At 47.6% G+C, this 19502-nt stretch carries 15 protein-coding genes; 6 read left to right on the top strand and 9 right to left on the bottom strand.

The window, feature by feature from the left end; all coding sequences use genetic code 11:
• Nucleotides 1-115: 115 nt before the first annotated feature.
• The gene (locus tag WH43_RS02430; RefSeq protein WP_053423070.1) at nucleotides 116-1057 is read left to right on the top strand and encodes a hypothetical protein; all 942 of its coding nucleotides are present in this window, start codon (nucleotides 116-118) and stop codon (nucleotides 1055-1057) included.
• Nucleotides 1058-1136: 79 nt separating this feature from the next.
• Here the strand turns inward: WH43_RS02430 and ilvA are convergent, their stop codons facing one another.
• The 4 genes from ilvA to ilvG form a co-directional block, all read right to left on the bottom strand.
• Nucleotides 1137-2642 (bottom strand): threonine ammonia-lyase, biosynthetic, encoded by a 1506-nt coding sequence (ilvA, locus tag WH43_RS02425; RefSeq protein WP_152342768.1) that lies wholly within the window; start codon nucleotides 2640-2642, stop codon nucleotides 1137-1139.
• A gap of 77 nt (nucleotides 2643-2719) precedes the next feature.
• Nucleotides 2720-4573 carry a dihydroxy-acid dehydratase gene (gene ilvD, locus WH43_RS02420; protein WP_053423069.1) on the bottom strand — a complete coding sequence of 618 codons (1854 nt, stop codon included), beginning with the start codon at nucleotides 4571-4573 and terminating at the stop codon, nucleotides 2720-2722.
• A 222-nt stretch (nucleotides 4574-4795) separates the two neighbouring features.
• Nucleotides 4796-5068 (bottom strand): acetolactate synthase 2 small subunit, encoded by a 273-nt coding sequence (gene ilvM / locus WH43_RS02415; protein WP_053423068.1) that lies wholly within the window; start codon nucleotides 5066-5068, stop codon nucleotides 4796-4798.
• On the bottom strand, nucleotides 5065-6723 hold the full coding sequence (gene ilvG / locus WH43_RS02410) for an acetolactate synthase 2 catalytic subunit (protein WP_053423067.1): 1659 nt from the start codon (nucleotides 6721-6723) through the stop codon (nucleotides 5065-5067). The genes ilvM and ilvG overlap by 4 nt, the downstream gene beginning before the upstream one ends.
• 437 nt (nucleotides 6724-7160) lie before the next feature.
• Between ilvG and WH43_RS02405 the strand changes: the two genes are divergently transcribed.
• A complete protein-coding gene (locus WH43_RS02405) occupies nucleotides 7161-7421 on the top strand; it encodes a DUF1289 domain-containing protein (RefSeq protein WP_053423066.1) in 261 nt (86 codons plus the stop codon).
• A 10-nt stretch (nucleotides 7422-7431) separates the two neighbouring features.
• Here the strand turns inward: WH43_RS02405 and WH43_RS02400 are convergent, their stop codons facing one another.
• Nucleotides 7432-7962 (bottom strand): hypothetical protein, encoded by a 531-nt coding sequence (locus WH43_RS02400; protein WP_053423065.1) that lies wholly within the window; start codon nucleotides 7960-7962, stop codon nucleotides 7432-7434.
• Between the two features lie 211 nt (nucleotides 7963-8173).
• Between WH43_RS02400 and WH43_RS02395 the strand changes: the two genes are divergently transcribed.
• Both WH43_RS02395 and WH43_RS02390 read left to right on the top strand, forming a co-directional pair.
• Complete coding sequence (locus tag WH43_RS02395; RefSeq protein ID WP_152342766.1) at nucleotides 8174-9403, top strand: sensor histidine kinase; 1230 nt, start codon at nucleotides 8174-8176, stop codon at nucleotides 9401-9403.
• Complete coding sequence (locus WH43_RS02390; protein WP_286049407.1) at nucleotides 9400-9789, top strand: sensor histidine kinase; 390 nt, start codon at nucleotides 9400-9402, stop codon at nucleotides 9787-9789. Before WH43_RS02395 ends, WH43_RS02390 begins: the two co-directional genes overlap by 4 nt.
• A gap of 87 nt (nucleotides 9790-9876) precedes the next feature.
• On the opposite strand, the gene WH43_RS02385 is transcribed toward WH43_RS02390, so the two are convergent.
• The 3 genes from WH43_RS02385 to WH43_RS02375 form a co-directional block, all read right to left on the bottom strand.
• Nucleotides 9877-11574, bottom strand: a complete 1698-nt coding sequence (locus WH43_RS02385; protein WP_053423062.1) for an alpha-amylase family glycosyl hydrolase — start codon at nucleotides 11572-11574, stop codon at nucleotides 9877-9879.
• Nucleotides 11575-11685: 111 nt separating this feature from the next.
• Complete coding sequence (locus WH43_RS02380; RefSeq protein ID WP_053423061.1) at nucleotides 11686-12657, bottom strand: catalase family peroxidase; 972 nt, start codon at nucleotides 12655-12657, stop codon at nucleotides 11686-11688.
• A gap of 242 nt (nucleotides 12658-12899) precedes the next feature.
• Entirely contained in the window at nucleotides 12900-13628 is a 729-nt protein-coding gene (locus WH43_RS02375) for a complement resistance protein TraT (RefSeq protein ID WP_053423060.1), read from the bottom strand.
• Between the two features lie 250 nt (nucleotides 13629-13878).
• On the opposite strand from WH43_RS02375, the gene WH43_RS02370 reads away from it, so the two are divergent.
• Nucleotides 13879-15093 (top strand): MFS transporter, encoded by a 1215-nt coding sequence (locus tag WH43_RS02370; protein WP_053423059.1) that lies wholly within the window; start codon nucleotides 13879-13881, stop codon nucleotides 15091-15093.
• Here WH43_RS02370 and WH43_RS02365 read toward each other — a convergent pair.
• Nucleotides 15031-16062 (bottom strand): LacI family DNA-binding transcriptional regulator, encoded by a 1032-nt coding sequence (locus WH43_RS02365; protein ID WP_053423058.1) that lies wholly within the window; start codon nucleotides 16060-16062, stop codon nucleotides 15031-15033. The two genes, WH43_RS02370 and WH43_RS02365, sit on opposite strands and share 63 nt — an antisense overlap.
• Before the next feature lie 606 nt (nucleotides 16063-16668).
• Here WH43_RS02365 and WH43_RS02360 point away from each other — a divergent pair.
• The gene (locus tag WH43_RS02360; RefSeq protein WP_053423057.1) at nucleotides 16669-19500 is read left to right on the top strand and encodes a TonB-dependent receptor; all 2832 of its coding nucleotides are present in this window, start codon (nucleotides 16669-16671) and stop codon (nucleotides 19498-19500) included.
• The last annotated feature ends 2 nt before the right edge of the window (nucleotides 19501-19502 follow it).

The raw sequence follows: 19502 nt of genomic DNA, 5'->3' as shown, positions 1-19502 counted from the left end.
AGTTGTAGTCATGTTTAAACTATTGAGCGATATCAATAAATTTGTTGTTTTCTCCAGCATCAATACAGATAATCCCGATAAAGGAAAATAAGTTAATAATTTTTATGGAGAATCGATGAAGTACTACGCTATCGCACTTCTTGCAGTATTAATAAATTCTGGCTGCTCAACAACTGAAGGTGGCCGGGTCTTTACTCTGGCTGACAATGTGCATTCTGAAGAATCACAAAACATACCGACTGTAAAGACCAAGACGTTTTCATTCAAAATCAGCGGGATCTCGCAACAAGAGGTGAAAGATAAAATTATCGCTGATTTAAAAGCGCAGGTAGAGGTAAAAATCTCCAATCAACCCATTCAGGCCAGAAAAAAAGCCGATGCCTTTAGCGATGTGATCACTTCATTAAATCAGCAAGGCAACAATACAAAAATCAAACTCTATGCCGACATAAAGTGGCGTATAACGGAGCAAGGTTTACTGGTTTCTTATGAAAGTAATCAAGATTATGAGTCACGGAAAGCGCTGGCGTACCAACGTTTCGCCATTGATTTTGACTTTAGCTACGACGAAAAAAGTGAACTACTGACCCTGACGATAACAACACCAGACAAGTACTTGTCGCGTAATGGCAATTTGGGCGGAAGCCCGATGATTATTCCGCCTTATGATGAAACCCAATTCATTGCGCATGTAGTGGACACATTTAATAGCTTACACATAGATCGAATTGGCTATCACAAAGAGAAAACTCTCCGTGGCGACTTTATCGTTAACTACAAAGATGACTCGGTCTACGCTAACTTTATCCAGTTGGGAGTGAACAACACTACAGAACATAAGATTGAAAAAACAGCGTCTATCTTTCTGAAAAAAGGCGATATGCAATACGTCACTAATGTCAGTGTTTATCCATACAGAGATACCAAAACGAAGGTCGTCTATGAATGTCACTTAAAGAGTGCACATTGGCTGAACAGCGACGGCACTGTCAGCTTTGAGAAGTTTCCAGAACAAAAGGAAATAGAAAAAATGCTGTGGGATATTGCCAATAAATAAGTCAGTACAAACTATCTAATTGGCATGTTCGGAATTCAACACGGGCGACCATAAAGGTCGGCCCATACCGTTCCGGACTTTAATCAGCCGTCAAAAACACCTTATAAGCCCCATTGCTGGTAACCAACCGATACTCATACCCCAAAGTATCCAAATGCTCAGCAATTTCGTCATGATCAGCAATCTCAAACCCAGCCAATACATCCCCAGTGGCTGCGCCGTGGTTGCGGTAGTGGAATAAGGTGATATTCCATTTTTCGCCTAGGGTATTGAGGAAGTTCATTAGCGCGCCTGGGTATTCCGGGAAGTTGAATTGGTAGACCTGCTCTTGCACTAAACGTGGTGGCATGCCGCCGACCATATGGCGGACGTGTAGTTTGGCCAGTTCGTCGTCGGATAAATCCTGATAGTCGTAGCCTGCGGCTGATAAGGCCTGATTGACCTGTTGCAGCTCTTCTGCGCCGTGCCGTAGTTTGATGCCAACAAAAATATGGGCTTTGTTGTCGCTGGCGTAGCGGTAGTTAAATTCGGTGATGGCGCGGCCGCCTAAGGTTTGGCAGAAACGGCGGAAGCTGCCTTTTTCTTCCGGAATGGTAACGGCAAAAACCGCTTCTTTTTTCTCACCTAGTTCGCAGCGCTCCGACACATAACGCAAGGTATCAAAGTTCAGGTTAGCGCCACTCAAAACTGCGCTGAGGTTCTGAGTTTGAGTTGCTGTAGCTGCGTACTTTTTCAGGCCAGCTAAAGCCAAAGCACCGGCAGGTTCTGCGACTGCGCGTAAGTCGTCGAAGATGTCTTTGATAGCGGCGCAAATTTCGTCGCTGGAGACTGTGATCACATCGTCGCAGTATAAATGCGCCAGTTTGAAGTTCTCGGTGCCTATACGTTTTACCGCCACACCATCGGCAAATAGCCCAACTCTGTCTAATGTGACAGGCTCGCCTGCGTCCATCGCGGCTTTTAAGCAGGCGGCGTCGTCTGGCTCTACCCCTATAACTTTGACGCCCGGCATTACGGCTTTGATATACACCGCCATACCGGCCAATAAGCCACCGCCGCCGACCGGAATAAATACCGCGTCCAGTTTGTTATGTTGGCTTAATAGCTCTTTGGCGACTGTGCCCTGGCCAGCGATGACATCGGCATCGTCAAAAGGTGGAATATAAGTGGCGCCCTGAGTGTGGGATAACTCGATGGCAAACTTATTGGCTTCGTCAAAGGCGGTGCCGTGCAGCAGCACTTTGCCGCCAAGGGCTTTGACTGCTGCTACTTTGATTTCTGGTGTGGTGATAGGCATCACAATAGTGGCGTTCAGGCCCAGTTTGCTGGCCGATAAAGCCACACCCTGAGCATGATTGCCTGCCGATGCACAGACCACGCTAGCCCCAGGCTGTTGCTCACGCACTTTATGTAATTTATGAAAAGCGCCACGCAGCTTAAAGGAATACACAGGCTGCATATCTTCGCGTTTTAAAAATACATGTTGGCCAATACGCTGGCCGAGTTTTGGCATAGCCTGCAGCGGGGTTTCTATCGCCGCCTGATACACAGGCGACAATAAAATTTCGCGTAAATACTGCTGCATCAGCGCTGGGTTTGGTGCCGGGCGCTGCCAGTCTGCTGCAGTTTTGCTTTGATCTTTTATTGCTTGTACCACGGCACTCATAAGCTTTCCAATTTACTCAAATCACGCACTGCGCCTTTGTCGGCACTGCTTGCCAGCATGGCGTAGGCTTTTAAGGCTGGGCTGACAGAACGCACGCGGTCTACTGGTTTCCAGCCTAAAGCACCTTTGGCGTCCATAGCAGCACGGCGTTCTGCCAATACGGCATCACTGACACCAATGGCAATGCTGCGGTTTGGAATATCAATGGCAATAGCGTCGCCTTCTTCGACCAGCGCTATGGCACCGCCGCTGGCGGCCTCTGGCGATACGTGGCCTATAGATAAACCCGAAGTACCACCGGAGAAACGGCCATCTGTGATCAACGCACAAGCTTTGCCTAAGCCCATAGACTTTAAGTAGCTGGTTGGATACAACATTTCCTGCATGCCTGGGCCACCTTTTGGCCCTTCGTAGCGGATAATCACTACGTCACCTGCGACAATTTTACCGGCCAGAATGGCGTCTACTGCGCTGTCCTGACTTTCAAAAATACGGGCGCGGCCGTTAAATACCAGGTTTTCTTTTTCCACACCTGCAGTTTTTACGATACAGCCGTTTGGCGCTAAGTTGCCGTATAGCACAGCCAAACCACCGTCCTGGGAATAAGCGTGTTCTTTGCTGCGGATACAACCTTCAACGCGGTCGTCATCCAAAGTCGGGTAACGGCAATCCTGCGAAAAGGCCTGAGTGGTGCGGATACCGGCAGGGCCTGCGCGGTAGAAGTCTTTTACCGCCTGATCCTGGGTCGTCATAATGTCGAAACGCTCTAATACATCACCCAGCGACGAGCCTGCTACATGAGGCGTATTGGGGTTCAGTAAACCGGCGCGGTTTAATTCGGCCAGAATAGCAATGACACCACCAGCGCGGTGTACGTCTTCCATATGGTATTTTTGCGTGCTTGGCGCCACTTTGGATAAATGCGGCACTATGCGTGATAAGCGGTCTATGTCGCTCATGCCAAAATCCACTTCGGCTTCTATAGCGGCAGCCAATAAATGCAGCACTGTGTTGGTGGAGCCGCCCATGGCGATATCCAGCATCATGGCGTTTTCAAAGGCAGTTTTATTGGCGATGCTGCGTGGCAAAGCGCTGGCGTCGTTCTGTTTATACCAGCGGTTGGTCAGGTCCATAATGCGCTGGCCTGCACTGATAAACAGCGCTTTACGATCGGCGTGAGTGGCCAGCATAGAGCCATTGCCCGGTTGGCCTAAACCTAAAGCTTCGACTAAGCAGTTCATCGAGTTGGCGGTAAACATACCAGAGCAGGAACCACAGGTTGGGCAGGCGCTGCGCTCAATTTTTTCGCTGTCAGCATCTGTCACGTTGGGGTTGGCGGCCGAGACCATAGCGTCGACTAAATCCAGCTTGATGATCTGATCCGACAGTTTGGTTTTGCCCGCTTCCATTGGGCCACCTGACACAAAAATGGCTGGAATATTTAAGCGAAGTGCCGCCATTAACATGCCAGGGGTGATTTTGTCGCAGTTGGAAATACAGACCATAGCGTCGGCGCAGTGACCGTTGACCATATATTCCACCGAGTCGGCAATGATTTCGCGCGAAGGCAGGCTGTACAACATACCGCCGTGGCCCATGGCGATACCGTCGTCTATGGCGATGGTGTTGAATTCTTTGGCAATACCACCCGCTTCTTCTATAGCTTCAGCCGCCAGTTTGCCTAAATCGCGTAAATGCACATGGCCAGGCACAAACTGGGTGAAGGAGTTCACTACGGCAATAATAGGTTTACCAAAGTCGGTATCTTTTACCCCTGTGGCACGCCATAAAGCACGGGCTCCCGCCATATTGCGGCCTTCGGTGGTGGTGGCAGATCTTAACTTTGGCATATTTAGGTAACTCCAATTTAGTGTGTTCCCCTGCGTACTTGGAACCGCAGCGTTGTTGACTTCGCTCCTCGCCCCAGTCACATAGTGAACTATGCTCCTGGGGTCTCGCTCGCTTGTCGCCTAGCTGCGACTCCAATTACTTTGGTTACAGTTTGTTTGATTCGTGCTCCGCGTTTTGATATTTGACGCAGAGCCTTATTTATTTTTCTTAAGTTTAGCGGCTTAAGCCCGCATTGAGCCTGCTTTGGCTTGTGTCTGTTCAGACTCAACACAATCCAGAAATTCGATATCGTATAACTTGTTCAGCTGGTTGGTCAGCAGGCTGATTGGCTTGTCGCTGACGATAGACAAAGTCACCAGTAAGCCGCTGAAATCAGCCATAGGTTTCATTTCCATTCCGGCCACTTCAAAGCCACGGTAACGGGTGACCTGCAATAACCGCTCTAATACCACAGGTTGGTTTTTAGTCTGGATGGTTAGTACATGGTTGCTCATTGGGCTTTCTCCGTTAACATATCCTGATTGGCTGCTCCTGGCGGTACTAATGGCCAGACGTTGTCGGTTTCATCTATTCGCACGTGTAATAAGTAAGGGCCTGGCCAGGTAAACATGGCTTCCAGCGCCGGTAATACCTCGTCTTTGCGGCTGATGCTGTGGCCTGGTATGGCAAAAGCAGCGGCTAAAGAGACAAAATCCGGGTTGTCGGACAAATCGGTTTCGCTGTAGCGCTCGTTAAAAAACAGCTCCTGCCACTGTTTCACCATGCCTAAACGCTGGTTATCCACTATGACAATCTTCACCGGCAGGCGGAAACGCTTGATGGTGCCCAGTTCCTGCACATTCATCATAAAAGAGCCGTCGCCGCTGACTGCTACTACCGTATCTTTTGGTCGGGCTAACTGTGCGCCTATAGCAGCTGGCAAGCCAAAACCCATAGTGCCCAAACCACCACTGCTTAAGTGATTACGCGGGTGACTAAAGCTCATATGCTGCGCCACCCACATTTGATGTTGGCCTACATCGCAGCACACTACGGCGTTGTCCGGCATGCGTTCGCTTAACTGCTTCAGCATTAAAGGCGCGAAGATACGCTCACCCGGATGGTCATAACGCCAACCGTGCTGCTGTTTCATCGCCAGACAATGTTTTAACCAGTCTTCACAGTGAGTGGGTACTGACATCGCAGGCAAAAGCTCGCGCAAATCACCCAGCATGGCGCATTCGGCATGGCGTAATTTGTGCAGCTCGGCTGGGTCTATATCGATATGAATAACCTTGGCGTCGGGCGCAAAAGCGGCCAGTTTACCTGTGACGCGGTCGTCAAAACGGGCACCTAAACAGATTAATAAATCGCATTGCTGCACCGCCAAATTCGCCGCCTGAGTGCCGTGCATACCCAGCATACCCAGGTAATAAGGGTTTGAAGGCGGCACTGTGCCCATGGCTTTTAACGTAGTGACCGAAGGCATTGGGCTTTGGGTTAAAAAATCTTGCAGCTGCGCTACCGCATCGGCCATATGCACGCCACCGCCTATGTAAGCTATTGGGCGCTTGGCGTTTTGAATTAATAAGCGCGCCTGATCCAAAGCTGCAGCGGGTAAAAACTGCGGCTGGGATTCAGCGGCATCTTCCACTAAACGCGGTTTAAACTGCACTTCAGCCAGTTGCACGTCTTTTGGAATATCCACCAGCACAGGGCCTGGGCGGCCTGACATGGCCAGTTCAAAAGCTTCGTTTAAGGTGTGTTCCAATTCGGTCACGTCTGTCACCATAAAGCTGTGTTTGGTAACAGCCAGGCTTAAGCCTAAAACGTCGACTTCCTGAAAAGCATCTGTGCCCATCACGGCTTGGGATACCTGACCTGTGATGGCGACTAATGGCACTGAATCTAATAAAGCGTCAGCTAAGGAGGTGATTAAGTTAGTAGCGCCTGGGCCTGAAGTGGCCATACAAACGCCGACTTTGCCTGAACTACGGGCATAACCTATGGCAGAAAAAGCCCCACCTTGTTCATGACGGCACAGGTAGTGTTTGACTTTGCTCTGATACAGCGCGTCGTAGATTGGCATAATAGCTCCGCCGGGGTAGCCGAAGATATGTTCGACTCCCTTTTGCTCCAGCAGCTTGATTACCAGTTCTGCGCCTTTCATGATGTATCCCATCCTTTTCTATCGTTTGTTTGTCAGTACAACAAAACCTTTTTTCGAAATTTCCGGGGACCTTAAAACACAAAACCCCCGGACCTTTCGGTGCGGGGGTTTTGTTGAGAATTTTTTTGCTGCCTAAAATTCCAAACGCGAGCCCCCGCAGTGACTAATCACCACGATTACGAGGACCACAATAATGTTCAGAATAGAAGCTAAACGCATTTTTTAATTTAACTCTTTGGTTAAGTTTATCTTTATCTATTCGGCGGTGTTTTTACGTTAGGTGCCGAAAATTTGTGCCTATAGAAATAGCCGTCTACACATCTTAAGTCAACAACTATTTTTGCTTTTGGCGGATTTTTGTAAAAAAATTACAAAAGCTGCAATTTTAGGCAGAATAAGCCAAAATCTTAACCAGAGTGTGGTGCAGTGTTGGTGTAATGGATCAATTAGAGCTGTTTGACTTACCCAATCCTTGTATTGGGGTTTGCGAAAACAACAGCAGAGGTTATTGCCTCGGCTGTTTGCGCTCGCGTGACGAACGCTTTAACTGGCACAACAAACCCTTGGCTGAACGCTCACGTATTCTAAAACTATTGGAACAACGCAGAGCAAGACGCGATGCGGCACGGCTTGCAGGTAAGCCGGATCAGAGTCTTGAAGCTGATGTTGGTAGTACACCAGATATGTTTGGTTTCTGAATCTGTCTGCTCAAACCCGCGCTGTTGGCACGTTAGCGCAGTTACTGCGCGGTCTTTGCCAGTTTTCAGTGACGATCTGCTCGGACTGTTTGACTAACTCACCAGCAATAAACTCGTACACCATCGCCAGATAAGCGTAACCTATGGTTTCGTCTGAGCCTTCGTCAGTCAGGCAATGTTTATAATCTTTGTCGGTCAGCGGCACTTTGATAGCGCCACTAAACCAATGGGCTTTCAGCGGATACTGTTTTTCACTAAACAGCAACTGCGGATCTATGCCGACGGCTGCGGTTTCACAGTCAGCTTGCTTTAAAGTATTCAGAAAAAGGTGCTGACCTTTGAGTTCCCATACGCCCTGATACCCACACTGTGCCTGGTTTTTCAACTTCAGACGCAGTTCATCAGCAGCATAGAGTTTTTCCAGTGGGCTACTATCTACGTCATGGGGTACACCATCGACAATAAACTGATCCGCTTTTTGCACAGCCGCCAGACTGACAGTGCTAAAGCACAACAACAGACTCAAACAAAAATAATGCATGAAAACTCCCCTGTGGCTCTGATTCGACACTGCGGTTGTAAAAACAGGCACGATCTAGTTGTAGCCTTAATTCTGCACCAGTTGCAACCTCAGTTCTGTTATTTATTTTTAATCTTTACGCCTTATTTCAGTTTAGGGTTCACGGATAGATTGCACCTTGTTGTGCCACTGGTTTAGAGTGAACTAATGAACTATGCGGAGTATCTGATTTTTGAGTCAGTCCCTAAGCACTTCCACAACTGAGCTAAAGCGTCAGCTCAGCGCTATCAGGCACAAGTTTACTAACTCGTTGTGGCGTAGCTTTGCCCTGATTGCGCTGATTGGTGTCCCTCTGTCTGTTGTCCGCTCGTTAAATACCGGTTGGCTACCGGTTTATACCGTTCATGCGTTAGTCGGCCTGGCTTTAGTCGTAGGGGCTTTTGCCTGTCATAAAATGCCGCTGCATCCGAAAGGGGTATTGCTGATCCTGGTATTTTGGCTGATAGGCTTACCCGGTGCTTTAACTTTTGGTTTTGCTTCTCCCGGCGTTTGGTGGCTGGTGTTAAGTTGTGTAGTCGGCTACGTGCTTTACAACGCCAAAGTCGCCATGGCGCTGGCGTTAGCCACCTTATTCAGCCTGATTGGCACAGCTATGGGGTTTATGCTGGGTTATCTGCAAATTCCGGTCAGCGTGACCCGTTATATGGCAGATCCAGCCTCTTGGGCGACTTATCTGATCGTAAACTTTATCGCTTTTTTTGTCGTGATCCGTACTTTTATCACTTACACCGAATCTTTACAGGCCACTACTCAACACAAGTTCCGGCAGTGGATAGATGATTTGCCAATGGGTGTGGTGGTAACGGGGAAAGATCAACAGCCCTATTACAGCAATAAAGCTGCTGAAGAATTATTGGGGCCGGCACCGGCACAGCCTCTGGCTTTTGTTGCAGGTACAGACAACATTTATCCAGCCGCGCAAATGCCTGCAGCTAAGGCTTTGGCTGGGGAAACTTGTCAGTCAGACGATATGGAAATCGAACAGGATGGAGTTCGTCGTCATATGCAGGCCTGGGGGCGGCCCGGCTACAACGAACATGGTGAACTGACCTTCGGTATCGCAGTGTACGAGGATATCAGCGCCCGTAAACAGCTGGATTTGCTGAAAAACCGTTTTGTTTCTACCGTCAGCCACGAACTGCGTACGCCTTTAACCTCTATCCACGGCGCTTTGGGCTTAATTTTGGGTAATGCTTTGGGCGAACCCAACGCTAAAATACGCGCCATGCTGGAACTTGCAGAGCAAAATAGTCAGCGTTTGATCCGGCTGATTAACGACATTCTGGACATGCAAAAAATTGAAGCAGGCCAGATGAGTTTCAGTTTACGAAAGTCCAACTCGCTCCCCTGCTACGCTGTGCCGTTAACCAAATGGCGGCTTATGCTCAGCAGCATAAAGTGAGTCTAGAATTGGAGCCTGTATCTGAAGACTTGTGGGTATGGGCAGACAGCAATCGTCTGATACAAGTGCTGGCCAATTTGTTATCCAATGCTGCTAAGTTTTCTTTTGCTGACTCTGTAGTTCAGTTACAGGTACAGCAGCAGGAGCAACTGATTCGAATCACGATCACCGATCAGGGTCCAGGTATAGACGAAGCATTTAAAGCGGTAATATTCCGACCTTTCAGCCAATCGGACACCTCAGACGTGCGCAACTTTGGTGGCACAGGTTTAGGCTTGAGTATCAGCAAATCTATTGTGGAAAGACATGGTGGCACCTTAACTTTTGACAGCACCGCAGGTGTTGGCAGCAGTTTTTATATCGACTTGCCGGGGTCAGAGTCTTGACTCTGCCCCCTATATTGATTGCTTAATCAGACTAAATCTCTGCACAAGCCTGATCAAAGGGTCGGAGCCAAAGCTCCGACCCTTTTTTTAGTTTTGCCAGATTTGCAGCTGATGTGCATTCAGCTCTGGGGTTTCACCTTCCTGCCAAGTCACTGTCATGCCTGCAGGTACTAAATCAGCGGGTACGGCCAGAGTCTCAGCCGACAAGTTCAGCAGCATCAGGCTTTGTTTATCGCCTTTGGATCGGACTATTTTCAGTAACTTACCTTCGGCTAAAAACTCTGCTTTGTAATCACCCGCTATACCAAACTCAGCACGATCGGCCTTTTGCTGGATCAGGAATTTATACAAAGACCAGACCGACTTCGCATCTGCCTGCTGTGCTGCGACGTTGTTCGGCCCTTGTTGCTGAGCCGCTAAAAACGGTGCCCACCAGCTGCTTTCGGCCTGAGGTGGGAATAAATCATCCCGTTGCACCCAGACTTTTTCGGCCGTACTAAAGCCAGCCTGAGCACTGTTATCCCAGAACATAGGCGAGCGGCGGTGTAAGTGCTCTTTGTCCGACGCCTGGGTCAACGCAATTTCTTCGCCGTAATAGATGTAGGTCGTGCCCGGTGAGCTAAACAGCAAAGCCGCAGCCAGCTTAGCTTTGTTAAAATCCTGACCTATTTGCCAGCTTAAACGCGGCTGATCATGATTAGTCAGGAAAGGGCTGAAAAACTCCATAGGCGCAGAGGTGGTTTTGCGTTGTTGCAGGTTCGCCATCAGCAGATTGTCTGTGGATGAAGCGCTTTGCTGCATAGTGCCAAACTCGGCGTTTTGTTTGCCAGCGTTTAGCAGCTCTAGCACTTTGTAACCAAATTCAAAATCGAAACCCGCATCCAGCCCTTTACCATCCCCCCAGTATTTAGCTGCTACAGGCAAGTCAACCCAGGCTTCGGCCACCAGATAAGCGTCCGGCTTTACGCTTTTGACATACTGGGTAAAGTCGACCCAATAGTCGATCGTGCCCTGGGTATCAGCCCTTTGTTGTGGGCCATCTTCCTGCACATAACGCACAGCGTCTAAACGGAAGCCCGCGACTCCTTTGTCCAGCCAGAATTTAGCCATTTTTTTCATTTCAGCAATGACATCAGGGTGTTTTAAATTCAGATCCGGTTGTGAGGCACCAAAAGCAGCATAGTAATAGGCCTTGCGCTCCTCGTTATAATGCCAAACCGCTTCAGGTTTTACTTCAGTACTCCAGGCCGGTCCCCAGCCATCGCTCGGCAATTCGTCACGCCAGACAAAATAATCTTTATAAGGGGCTTCGCCTTTGGCTGAACGTTGAAACCATTCATGTTTGTCAGAGATATGGTTAATGACTAAATCGAGGATAATATTAATATTTTTAGCTTTGGCTGCCTGCACCAACTGCTCAAAATCCTGCATAGAACCGTAATCTTGTTCTACCTGATAAAATTCGGTGAAGTCGTAACCATGGTAAGAAGGAGCTTCGAACATAGGCGTGAGCCAAATGGCGTTAATACCTAAATCCTGTAAGTAAGGCAGCTTGGCTTCAATACCTTTGAAATCACCAGTGCCATCGCCGTTGGTGTCATAAAAACTGCGGGGCCAGATTTGATAAAACACAGCATCCTGCCACCAGGGATTTGTCGCTTGCGCAAGCTGGGTCACAGCGGCCTGAGTTTCAACGGAAGCGGTGTTGGTGGTTTGTTCCGGCGCTTTGCCACAACCAGTTAAAGCTAAGGCTAACGCCAGCGTAAGCAATGATTTATTCAGCATTCGAAGATCCCTGTTTTTTGAGTTTGACCCAGCTTAGTCAAATTCCGGCCACAGGACCAGACTGCATACGAATGCACCCCACTGGTGCATTCAATTTAGTACTGAATAGGCTTACTGGTTGGTTAAACGCTTGCCAAAAGAGATGGCGTAAGCAGGTGAACGCATTTGTAACACTCTGTCGCCGCTTGCACGCAGACCGCTGCTCAAGACATTGGGGTCAAAATTAACACCGGTGCAGGCTTCGCCACCTTGCTCTGTGATAGACAATAAGCCTATATCCAGAGTTTTACGCTCTTTAGGCCATAACACCGAAGGATCAGTTTCGGTATCGCCTGCTTCCCCCAGCACCAGCTGCATGGTCCACTGAGTTGGGCCTTTGGCTAAACGCTCCGCCAGACGCTGTTGCAAAAACTCTGTTGGCGGTGCTTTGATTTCAGCTTCAGTTAAACCTTTCACACCATCTTTAGGTACAAATTGCCAACGTACTTTTTGCTCCACACCACTATTGTCTTTGATAAAGAAAGTGTGAATACCAAAATATGGCGTAGTGGCGTAGCTCCAGGGTGGAGAGTTTTTCGCTAAATACTCAGCCTGAGGTTGAGTATCCGGATGAGCCGCACGGAAGGCCTGAATTTTAGCCATGTCAGGCTTGCCAGTGGCCGGGTCTGGAATTTGAGTTTGCAACAGGCCTAAAAAGTTTTCCGGATCTTTAGCGCCAAACACAGGTGTGGTTAACATAGCAAAATGCTGGATTTGACCATTGGCTGTTTTTAGCTGCAAACCTAAACCCCGGGGAGAGCGAGCATTTTCCGGCGCTTTAGGATTACCACCCGCCATAGAGAAACGCGCAGTCACAGGCACAGTTTCACCTGATAACCAGGCCACTGAACTGAAGTTTTTTGCATCAGGTAAAGCCTGAAAACTGCCAACAGCACAAAAACCTTTGGCATGACCTTTACGCTCGCCTTTATGTTCACCAAAAATTTTGGCAAACACATCGATAAATTGATTCGGTGTGGCCTGTTCAGCGGCAGACAAAGCCGGGCTCAACGCCAGTAATAGCGACAAAGTAATTTTGTTCATGGACCATCCTTTTTGGATCAGTGACTAGATACTATGGACAAAGACAGGGCGAGCAAGCAAAAACTTTCAAAAAGAAAATAAAAAAAGATTTTTGAACATAGCAGCAATGCGACTATGGCCTGAAGGCTGCACTGCAAGACAGCAGAGCATAAAAAATGGCCACCGAGGACTACAAAACAGTGGCCACTGGGAAATCAAAGTAGTTAGAACATTGCAGCGGCGTTGACTGCAAGAACGACGGGTTAAAGGATGCCAGAGATTGAGCGCATCAAACCTTTAACCAGTTCTGGTTCAGCTTCGGCGTATTCCATATTGACCTGATTGGCTGTCGATAAAATACGGGTCTGGTAACGTTTCCACTCCGTCTCTTCAGTGGAGCTGACATTTTTATAGCCACTGTTACCTTGTTTTAAGCTGGCTTTATTTTCTTCCAGTACCACCACGCCTTTTTTCGCGCGCTCAGAAATTTGCAGGTCAGTGATGATGCTGTAATGCACATCTTTTACCAGCGCATCAGCAGCTAAACCTATTAAAGCGCCACCAACAGTTGCTGCGGCACGACCACTGCCACTACCAAACTGGTTACCTATAGCACCACCGACTAAAGCTCCACCAAAACCACCACCTAAGAGTTCATTCTGGCTACGTAAATCAGTTTCACCGGCTTGTAACACGTTAGCCTGTAATAAGAAGTTAGCTTGCTCAGGGTCACGCACTACGCGGTAACCTTTAGCCTGAACTGCTTCGATGATCTGAGGCTCAATAGATAAACCTTGTTGATCCGAAGTATTACGCACCTGGATAAACACGGTACGTTTGTCATCTGCAACAGGGTCTAAAAAGATGGTGTCACTCATCTTGGTCTGAACTTGCAAATTCCTTTTGCTGATCGCCGTATGAGTGGCCGAACAGCCTGACAACATCAAAGCACCAATAGCTAAAGCAGCAACAGCGATTTTCATTTTTGACATACAAACTCCATAACACGAAGTGAAATTAGACCTGCGTAGTTTAACGGACAGCACGCTGCAGACCAAGGCGAAGTGTTCATACATCAGGTTAAAAGTTGTAACAGACTATGCCGTTTTATGCTTCTGCTGCCGTATCGATAGGAAGTATAGGCCGAAAGACTGAATTGCAGATGAACTAACAGGGACAGCTCACATTTTAAATTGATTGAGTTAAAGTACAGCCATAAAGTTCAAGCAAAGAGCCGTACAAGTGACACTAGACAACCTTCCCTATTGGCGCCTATCCAGCTTTTACTTTTTTAACTGCGTTGCTTTAGGTTTGATGCTGCCCTTTTGGGGCCTTTATATGCACTCTCTTGGTTATCATGCTGCAGAAATAGGTTTTGTCACCTCTCTGTTGATGATTACTAATATTTTTTCACCGCCACTCTGGGGCTGGTGGGCGGATAAAACAGGTCATCGTCTGGCCTTAATCCGCTGGGGAGCTGCGGCCAGTGTGTTGTGCTTTGCCTGGCTGCTGAAAGACTTTGGCCTGGCGGGGATGACTCTGGCCATTATTGCCTGTGGAATTTGTTGGCAAGGTATTAACGCTCAGTTTGAAACTATTACTCTGGATTATTTACGTGAGAACAGCAGGGATTACAGCAGGATCAGACTGTGGGGCTCAGTAGGCTTCGTTTGCGCGGTGAGTGGCGGCGGCTGGTTATTTGATCGGGTTCAGCTGAGCCTGCTGCCCACATTGATAGTCTTCGCTTTAGCCTTGATGTGGGGCAGCACCCTCACGATCAGGGAAGCTACTAAAACGACAAAACTTCGGCCTCAAACCCAAAGTCTGTGGCGACGTATTCGCCAACCTGCACTAATCACGCTATTGCTAGGCCTCATGCTGGCCTATTTTAGTCACGGTAGTTATTACAGTTTTTATAGTATTTATCTGGAGCAACTAAAACACGATAAAACTACTATGGGTTTACTCTGGTCTTTAGCTGTTCTGGCTGAACTGCTGGTTTTTGCTCTGATGCCTTTGTTACTAAAGCGTTTTTCAGTGGCGACCATTTTACTTGTCAGCGTGTGCGCAACCTCCTTGCGTTGGCTGGGTATAGCGTTTGGCGCAGACTGGATAGGTATCCTGGTGTTTTGCCAGTTGTTGCACGGACTGAGTTTCAGCGCTGTACACGCCTGCGCCATTGAGTTGCTTTATCGCTACTTTGGCAATGATTACCAAGGCCGCGGTCAGGCTTTGTATTACTCCCTTTGTGTCGGCGCAGGGCAAGCAACTGGTGCACTTGTCAGTGGCTGGCTATGGGAGTTAAATCCAACAACCAGCTTTGTTGTATCAGCCTCTGCTGCGGGTATCGCTGCAATGCTGATTCTTGCTGCTTTGTATCAACCTTCCTTGTCATTACTTAGGCGCAGGCCCGGTACTGGCGCGAATGAGCAACTGGTGAGGCAAGATATGAACTAATTTTTCTGGCTGCTTACCTTCAATCAGGTCGATTAATAAGGTAGCACAATACTCGCCAATCAGAGTTAAAGGTTGAGCTACTGTGGTTAAAGGCGGAGCGCTGTATTGCGACAGTGCAATACCATCTACACCTATCACCGAAACATCTTCAGGCACCCTGTACCCCAACTCACGCAAGGCGTGCAAAGCACCAATGGCAACCTGATCGCCAAAACAGAAAAATGCGGTAGGCCGATCTTTCAGTTGCATAATAGCCTGCACTCCTGCCACCCCAGATTCACAGGAATAGTCCCCCTGATACAGCAACTTTTCGTCAAAATGCACTTTTGCCTGCTGTAATGCTGTTCTGAAGCCCCTTTCCCTTTGCTGACTGCTCAGAATATGTGATGTTCCTGTGATCATTGCGATACGGCTATGACCAAAACTCAACAAATGTTCAGCTGCATCTTTGCCTATAGCCACATTATCGACCCCAACTTTAGGTATGCCCTCTAAGTCGCAAAACTCAGACGCATTCACTATTGGCGGTAATTGCTCGTGTAAAGGCAGCTTTGGATCAACATCAAAAGGGATACGCTGCGAGTTGGTAATGATGCCATCCACTTGTCGGGTCTTTACCATTTCAGCAAAAGATCGCTCCAGCACAGGATCGTCCTGAGTATCTTTCAGAATGACGGAATAACCTCTGGCCAGCGAAATTTGCTCTATGGTCCGGACTATAGGTGAAAAATAGGGATTGGTAATATCAGGCAACATAATGGCGATATTGCGTGAACGCCCTTGTCGTAAACTGGCAGCCAGACGATTAGGGATATACCCCATATCTTCAACAACTTTCATCACCAGATCACGGGTTTTCTCTGAAACCCGATCAGGATTGTTTAATGTACGGGATACTGTAGCCATGCAAACGCCGGCTTTTTTGGCGATGTCTCCCATAGCCAAATGTTTAAACTGATTGTTCGACATAAACTAACAACCCCTTGGTCATATCCACTGCATCAACTCTACATGCAGCGCCAAAGCCTGATAACAAGCTCACTTAAACTCATGATTTTTATAATTCTTAAGCGTTTTAACTGCATTGGAAATCGTTTTCACAAATGCTTTCTAAATTCATAAAAATGCGCTAAAAAACAGCCTTTACAGCGAAAACATCTCATTTTTCCAGGATTTTTTCTGTCAGAAATGTAACCCATTGCGGCACAACATCCTAGAAAAATATACCTCGGAAATTTACTGTATAGGTATATGTACTCAAATTTATTGTGTAACAAATAATCAAAAGCAATTTTCATTTTGCAAAAACAATCTCAAAAATACACTTAAACCACTGTTATATATAAAATATAAGCAGATTTCATATAAAATAAACAGGCTTGACACCTTGAAAACAAAAAGTTATTTTTTAAACAATTAAGAATTCAGGTGGTTGCTGCATACCATCGAGAAATTGGAAAAATGTCCGTTCAGGATATTTTTTTAGCACTAAATGGAAATCGATTTCCAACACATAACAAAATAAAACCAAAGCAGTAGCGGGCGCGCAAATACGCACTCAACAGGGATAAGACGATGAAAAATAAAACACACTGGTTCCGGCGCAATGCGCTGTCTTTTGCTGTTGCCAGCACTTTATTAGGCGGCGTGGTACCTGCCGCTTTTGCTCAGATAGAAGGCTCGACTATAGCGGGTAAAGTGATCCAACAAAGCGCAGAGCGCAAAGCTGGCGGAGTAACAGTTACAGCCACAGACAAAGACAGGGGCTACAGTAAAACGACTCAAACCCGCGAAGATGGTTCTTATGTCTTCGTTGGCCTGAAACCCGGTATTTATCTGATCAAAGTAGGTGATAACGCGACAGAACCAGTAGAGCTGCGGATTGGTCAAAAAGCGACTGTGGACATCACATTAGAAGCGCCCAGTGACGATAACATCGAACGCATAGCTGTGAGTGGCGTGCGTATTGAAAGCTTTTCCGGGGGCGAAGTGGGCACCAACATTACCCCGGAAATGATTGCCCGCCTGCCACAAAACAACAGAAATTTCTTATCTTTTGCCGATCTTGCGCCTGGCGTGCAACTCAATACCGATGGTCAGGGTAACGTGAGTATCCGCGGTGGTGCTCAGCACCAGCGTAATGTGAACGTGTTCCTCGATGGGGTCAGCCAAAAAGATTATGTCCTCAAAGGCGGTGTGACAGGTCAGGATTCCAGTCGTGGTAATCCCTTCCCACAAAATGCTATTGGTGAATACAAAGTCATTACCCAGAATTACAAGGCAGAATTTGACCAGGTTGGCAGTGTGGCCATTACAGCAGTCACCCGCTCCGGCACAAACGAATTTGAAGGCGATGTTTTTGTAGACTACACCAATGAAAGTTTGCGTGAAGCTGAACCTAACGAGCAAAACGGTAAAACTGAGTCACTGACCCGCCATGCTGGTATGTTGTTGTCGGGCCCTATTGTGACAGACAAGCTGCATTTTTTAATGTCGTATGAACGTAAAGAAATTCAGGAGCCTGTGGATATCCCTGGCGGCGCCGGTGTGAATCTGGTGACTCTGCCCGCTGAGCTGGAAGCCATGTTGGGCCGGGAAACCTCAGGTTTTGACGAAGATTTATTTTTTGGCAAACTGGACTGGGCGATCAACGATGACAACTCGCTGGAAGCTTCCGTCAAATTAAGAGATGAAAGCGATGTTGCCGATTTCGGTGGTGCCAATACGCTGAGTTATGGGGTAAACCGCGAAGTCAAAGACCACAGATACAACGTCAAGCATGTGTACTATATGGATCATGGTCAGAACGAATTCCGCCTGACTTACGAAGACGCCAGCTGGAACCCAAAACCTTATACAGATGGCCCTGGTATTGTGCTGCAAACTGCAACCCGTCAATCCATTTTGAATATGGGAGGCGGCCGTAATTTTCAGGACAAAGGCCAAAAAGGTTGGGCAGTGCAAAATGACTACACTCTGCTGGATTTAGAATGGCAGGGTAACCATGTAATTAAAGCTGGTATTAAATACAAGGAGATCACCCTCAACACCCTGCAACAGCAACCCTACAACCCGCAATATTTTTATAATGTTGAAATAAATGGTCCAGGCACTTTTGCGATAGATCAGCCTTACATGGTGGAATGGGGTGTGCCTGCCACCGGCTCAGTGGGCGGTAATGTGGAATCCGAAAATACCCAGCTAGGCTTGTTTATTCAGGACGATTGGGAAGTGACAGACCGATTAACACTGAACCCTGGTGTACGCTGGGATTATGAAGAAACGCCAAGCTATAAAAACTACCAGACGCCACCAGAATTGGTAGCGGCATTACGTGGTTGGTCTAATCTGGACAACGCTAATTACAACATTGAAGACTACATCAGCACAGGCAAAGAACGCAGTTATTTCAAAGGTGCATGGCAACCAAGATTTGGTTTTAGCTATGTGATGGACGATAGCCGCAGCCATACAGTATTTGGTGGCTATGGCCGATCTTACGACCGTCAGCAATTCGATTTTGTGCAGTTGGAAGAAAGCAGGGGCTCCTTTGCACAGGTCAGTTATCTGTTTAACGGTGATCCAGCGAATCCATGTGGCCCGACTGCAACAAACTGTACCAGTTGGGACCCTGCGTATTTAACTCAGGCTGGTCTGGATAGCTTATTGTCGAGCATTGATGTGAAAGGTGAACGTTTCCTGCTGAATAATGATCTGAAAACCCCTTATTCCGATCAATTTAGCGTGGGACTGCGCAGCAACTGGGATGAATGGAACACCGAAGTCAGTATTGCGCATACCGAGTCCAAAGACGGTTTTAACTGGCTGCTCGGTAACAGGAGACCGGATGGCAAATTCCTGCAGGATGGTACCACTTGGGGTCAGCCCTGGGCCTTTGGCGTTCCAGGCTGGGGTAACCTAATACTGTCATCTAATGATGGTCAGACCCGCATCAAAAATATCTTCGTGAAGATTGATCGGCCACACAGAGATTACTGGGGAATTAACCTGGCTTATACCTTCAGCGATGCTGAAGAAAACCGGGTATTCAGTGAAGTTTTTGCGCTGGATTATGAAAGCGTAGCCGACTATGGCTGGAAGAAATCTGTAGGCGTACCAGAACACCGTATTGTGTTATCAGGTAGTTACGATCTGCCATGGGAAATGTTTGCTGCCTTTAAATACACCTGGGCTTCAAAAACCACCTATGAATATCTGGACTGCAGACAAGGCGGCAGTGCCTGCTTCTTTGACCGTACCGATCCTGCGAAAAGTGATTACCAACGTTTTGACCTGTCGTTAAGCAAAGAGTTGGTAGCAGCTATCTGGTCGATGGATCTAAGTTCAGAGTTCGCTTCGATATCCAGAATCTGTTTAACCAAAATAATTACAACAACTTCAACTTAAAC

The organism is Rheinheimera sp. KL1, from assembly GCF_001275035.1.
GTDB classification, from domain to species: Bacteria; Pseudomonadota; Gammaproteobacteria; order Enterobacterales; family Alteromonadaceae; genus Pararheinheimera; species Pararheinheimera tangshanensis.
This window is presented reverse-complemented; position numbering and strand designations above follow the sequence as displayed.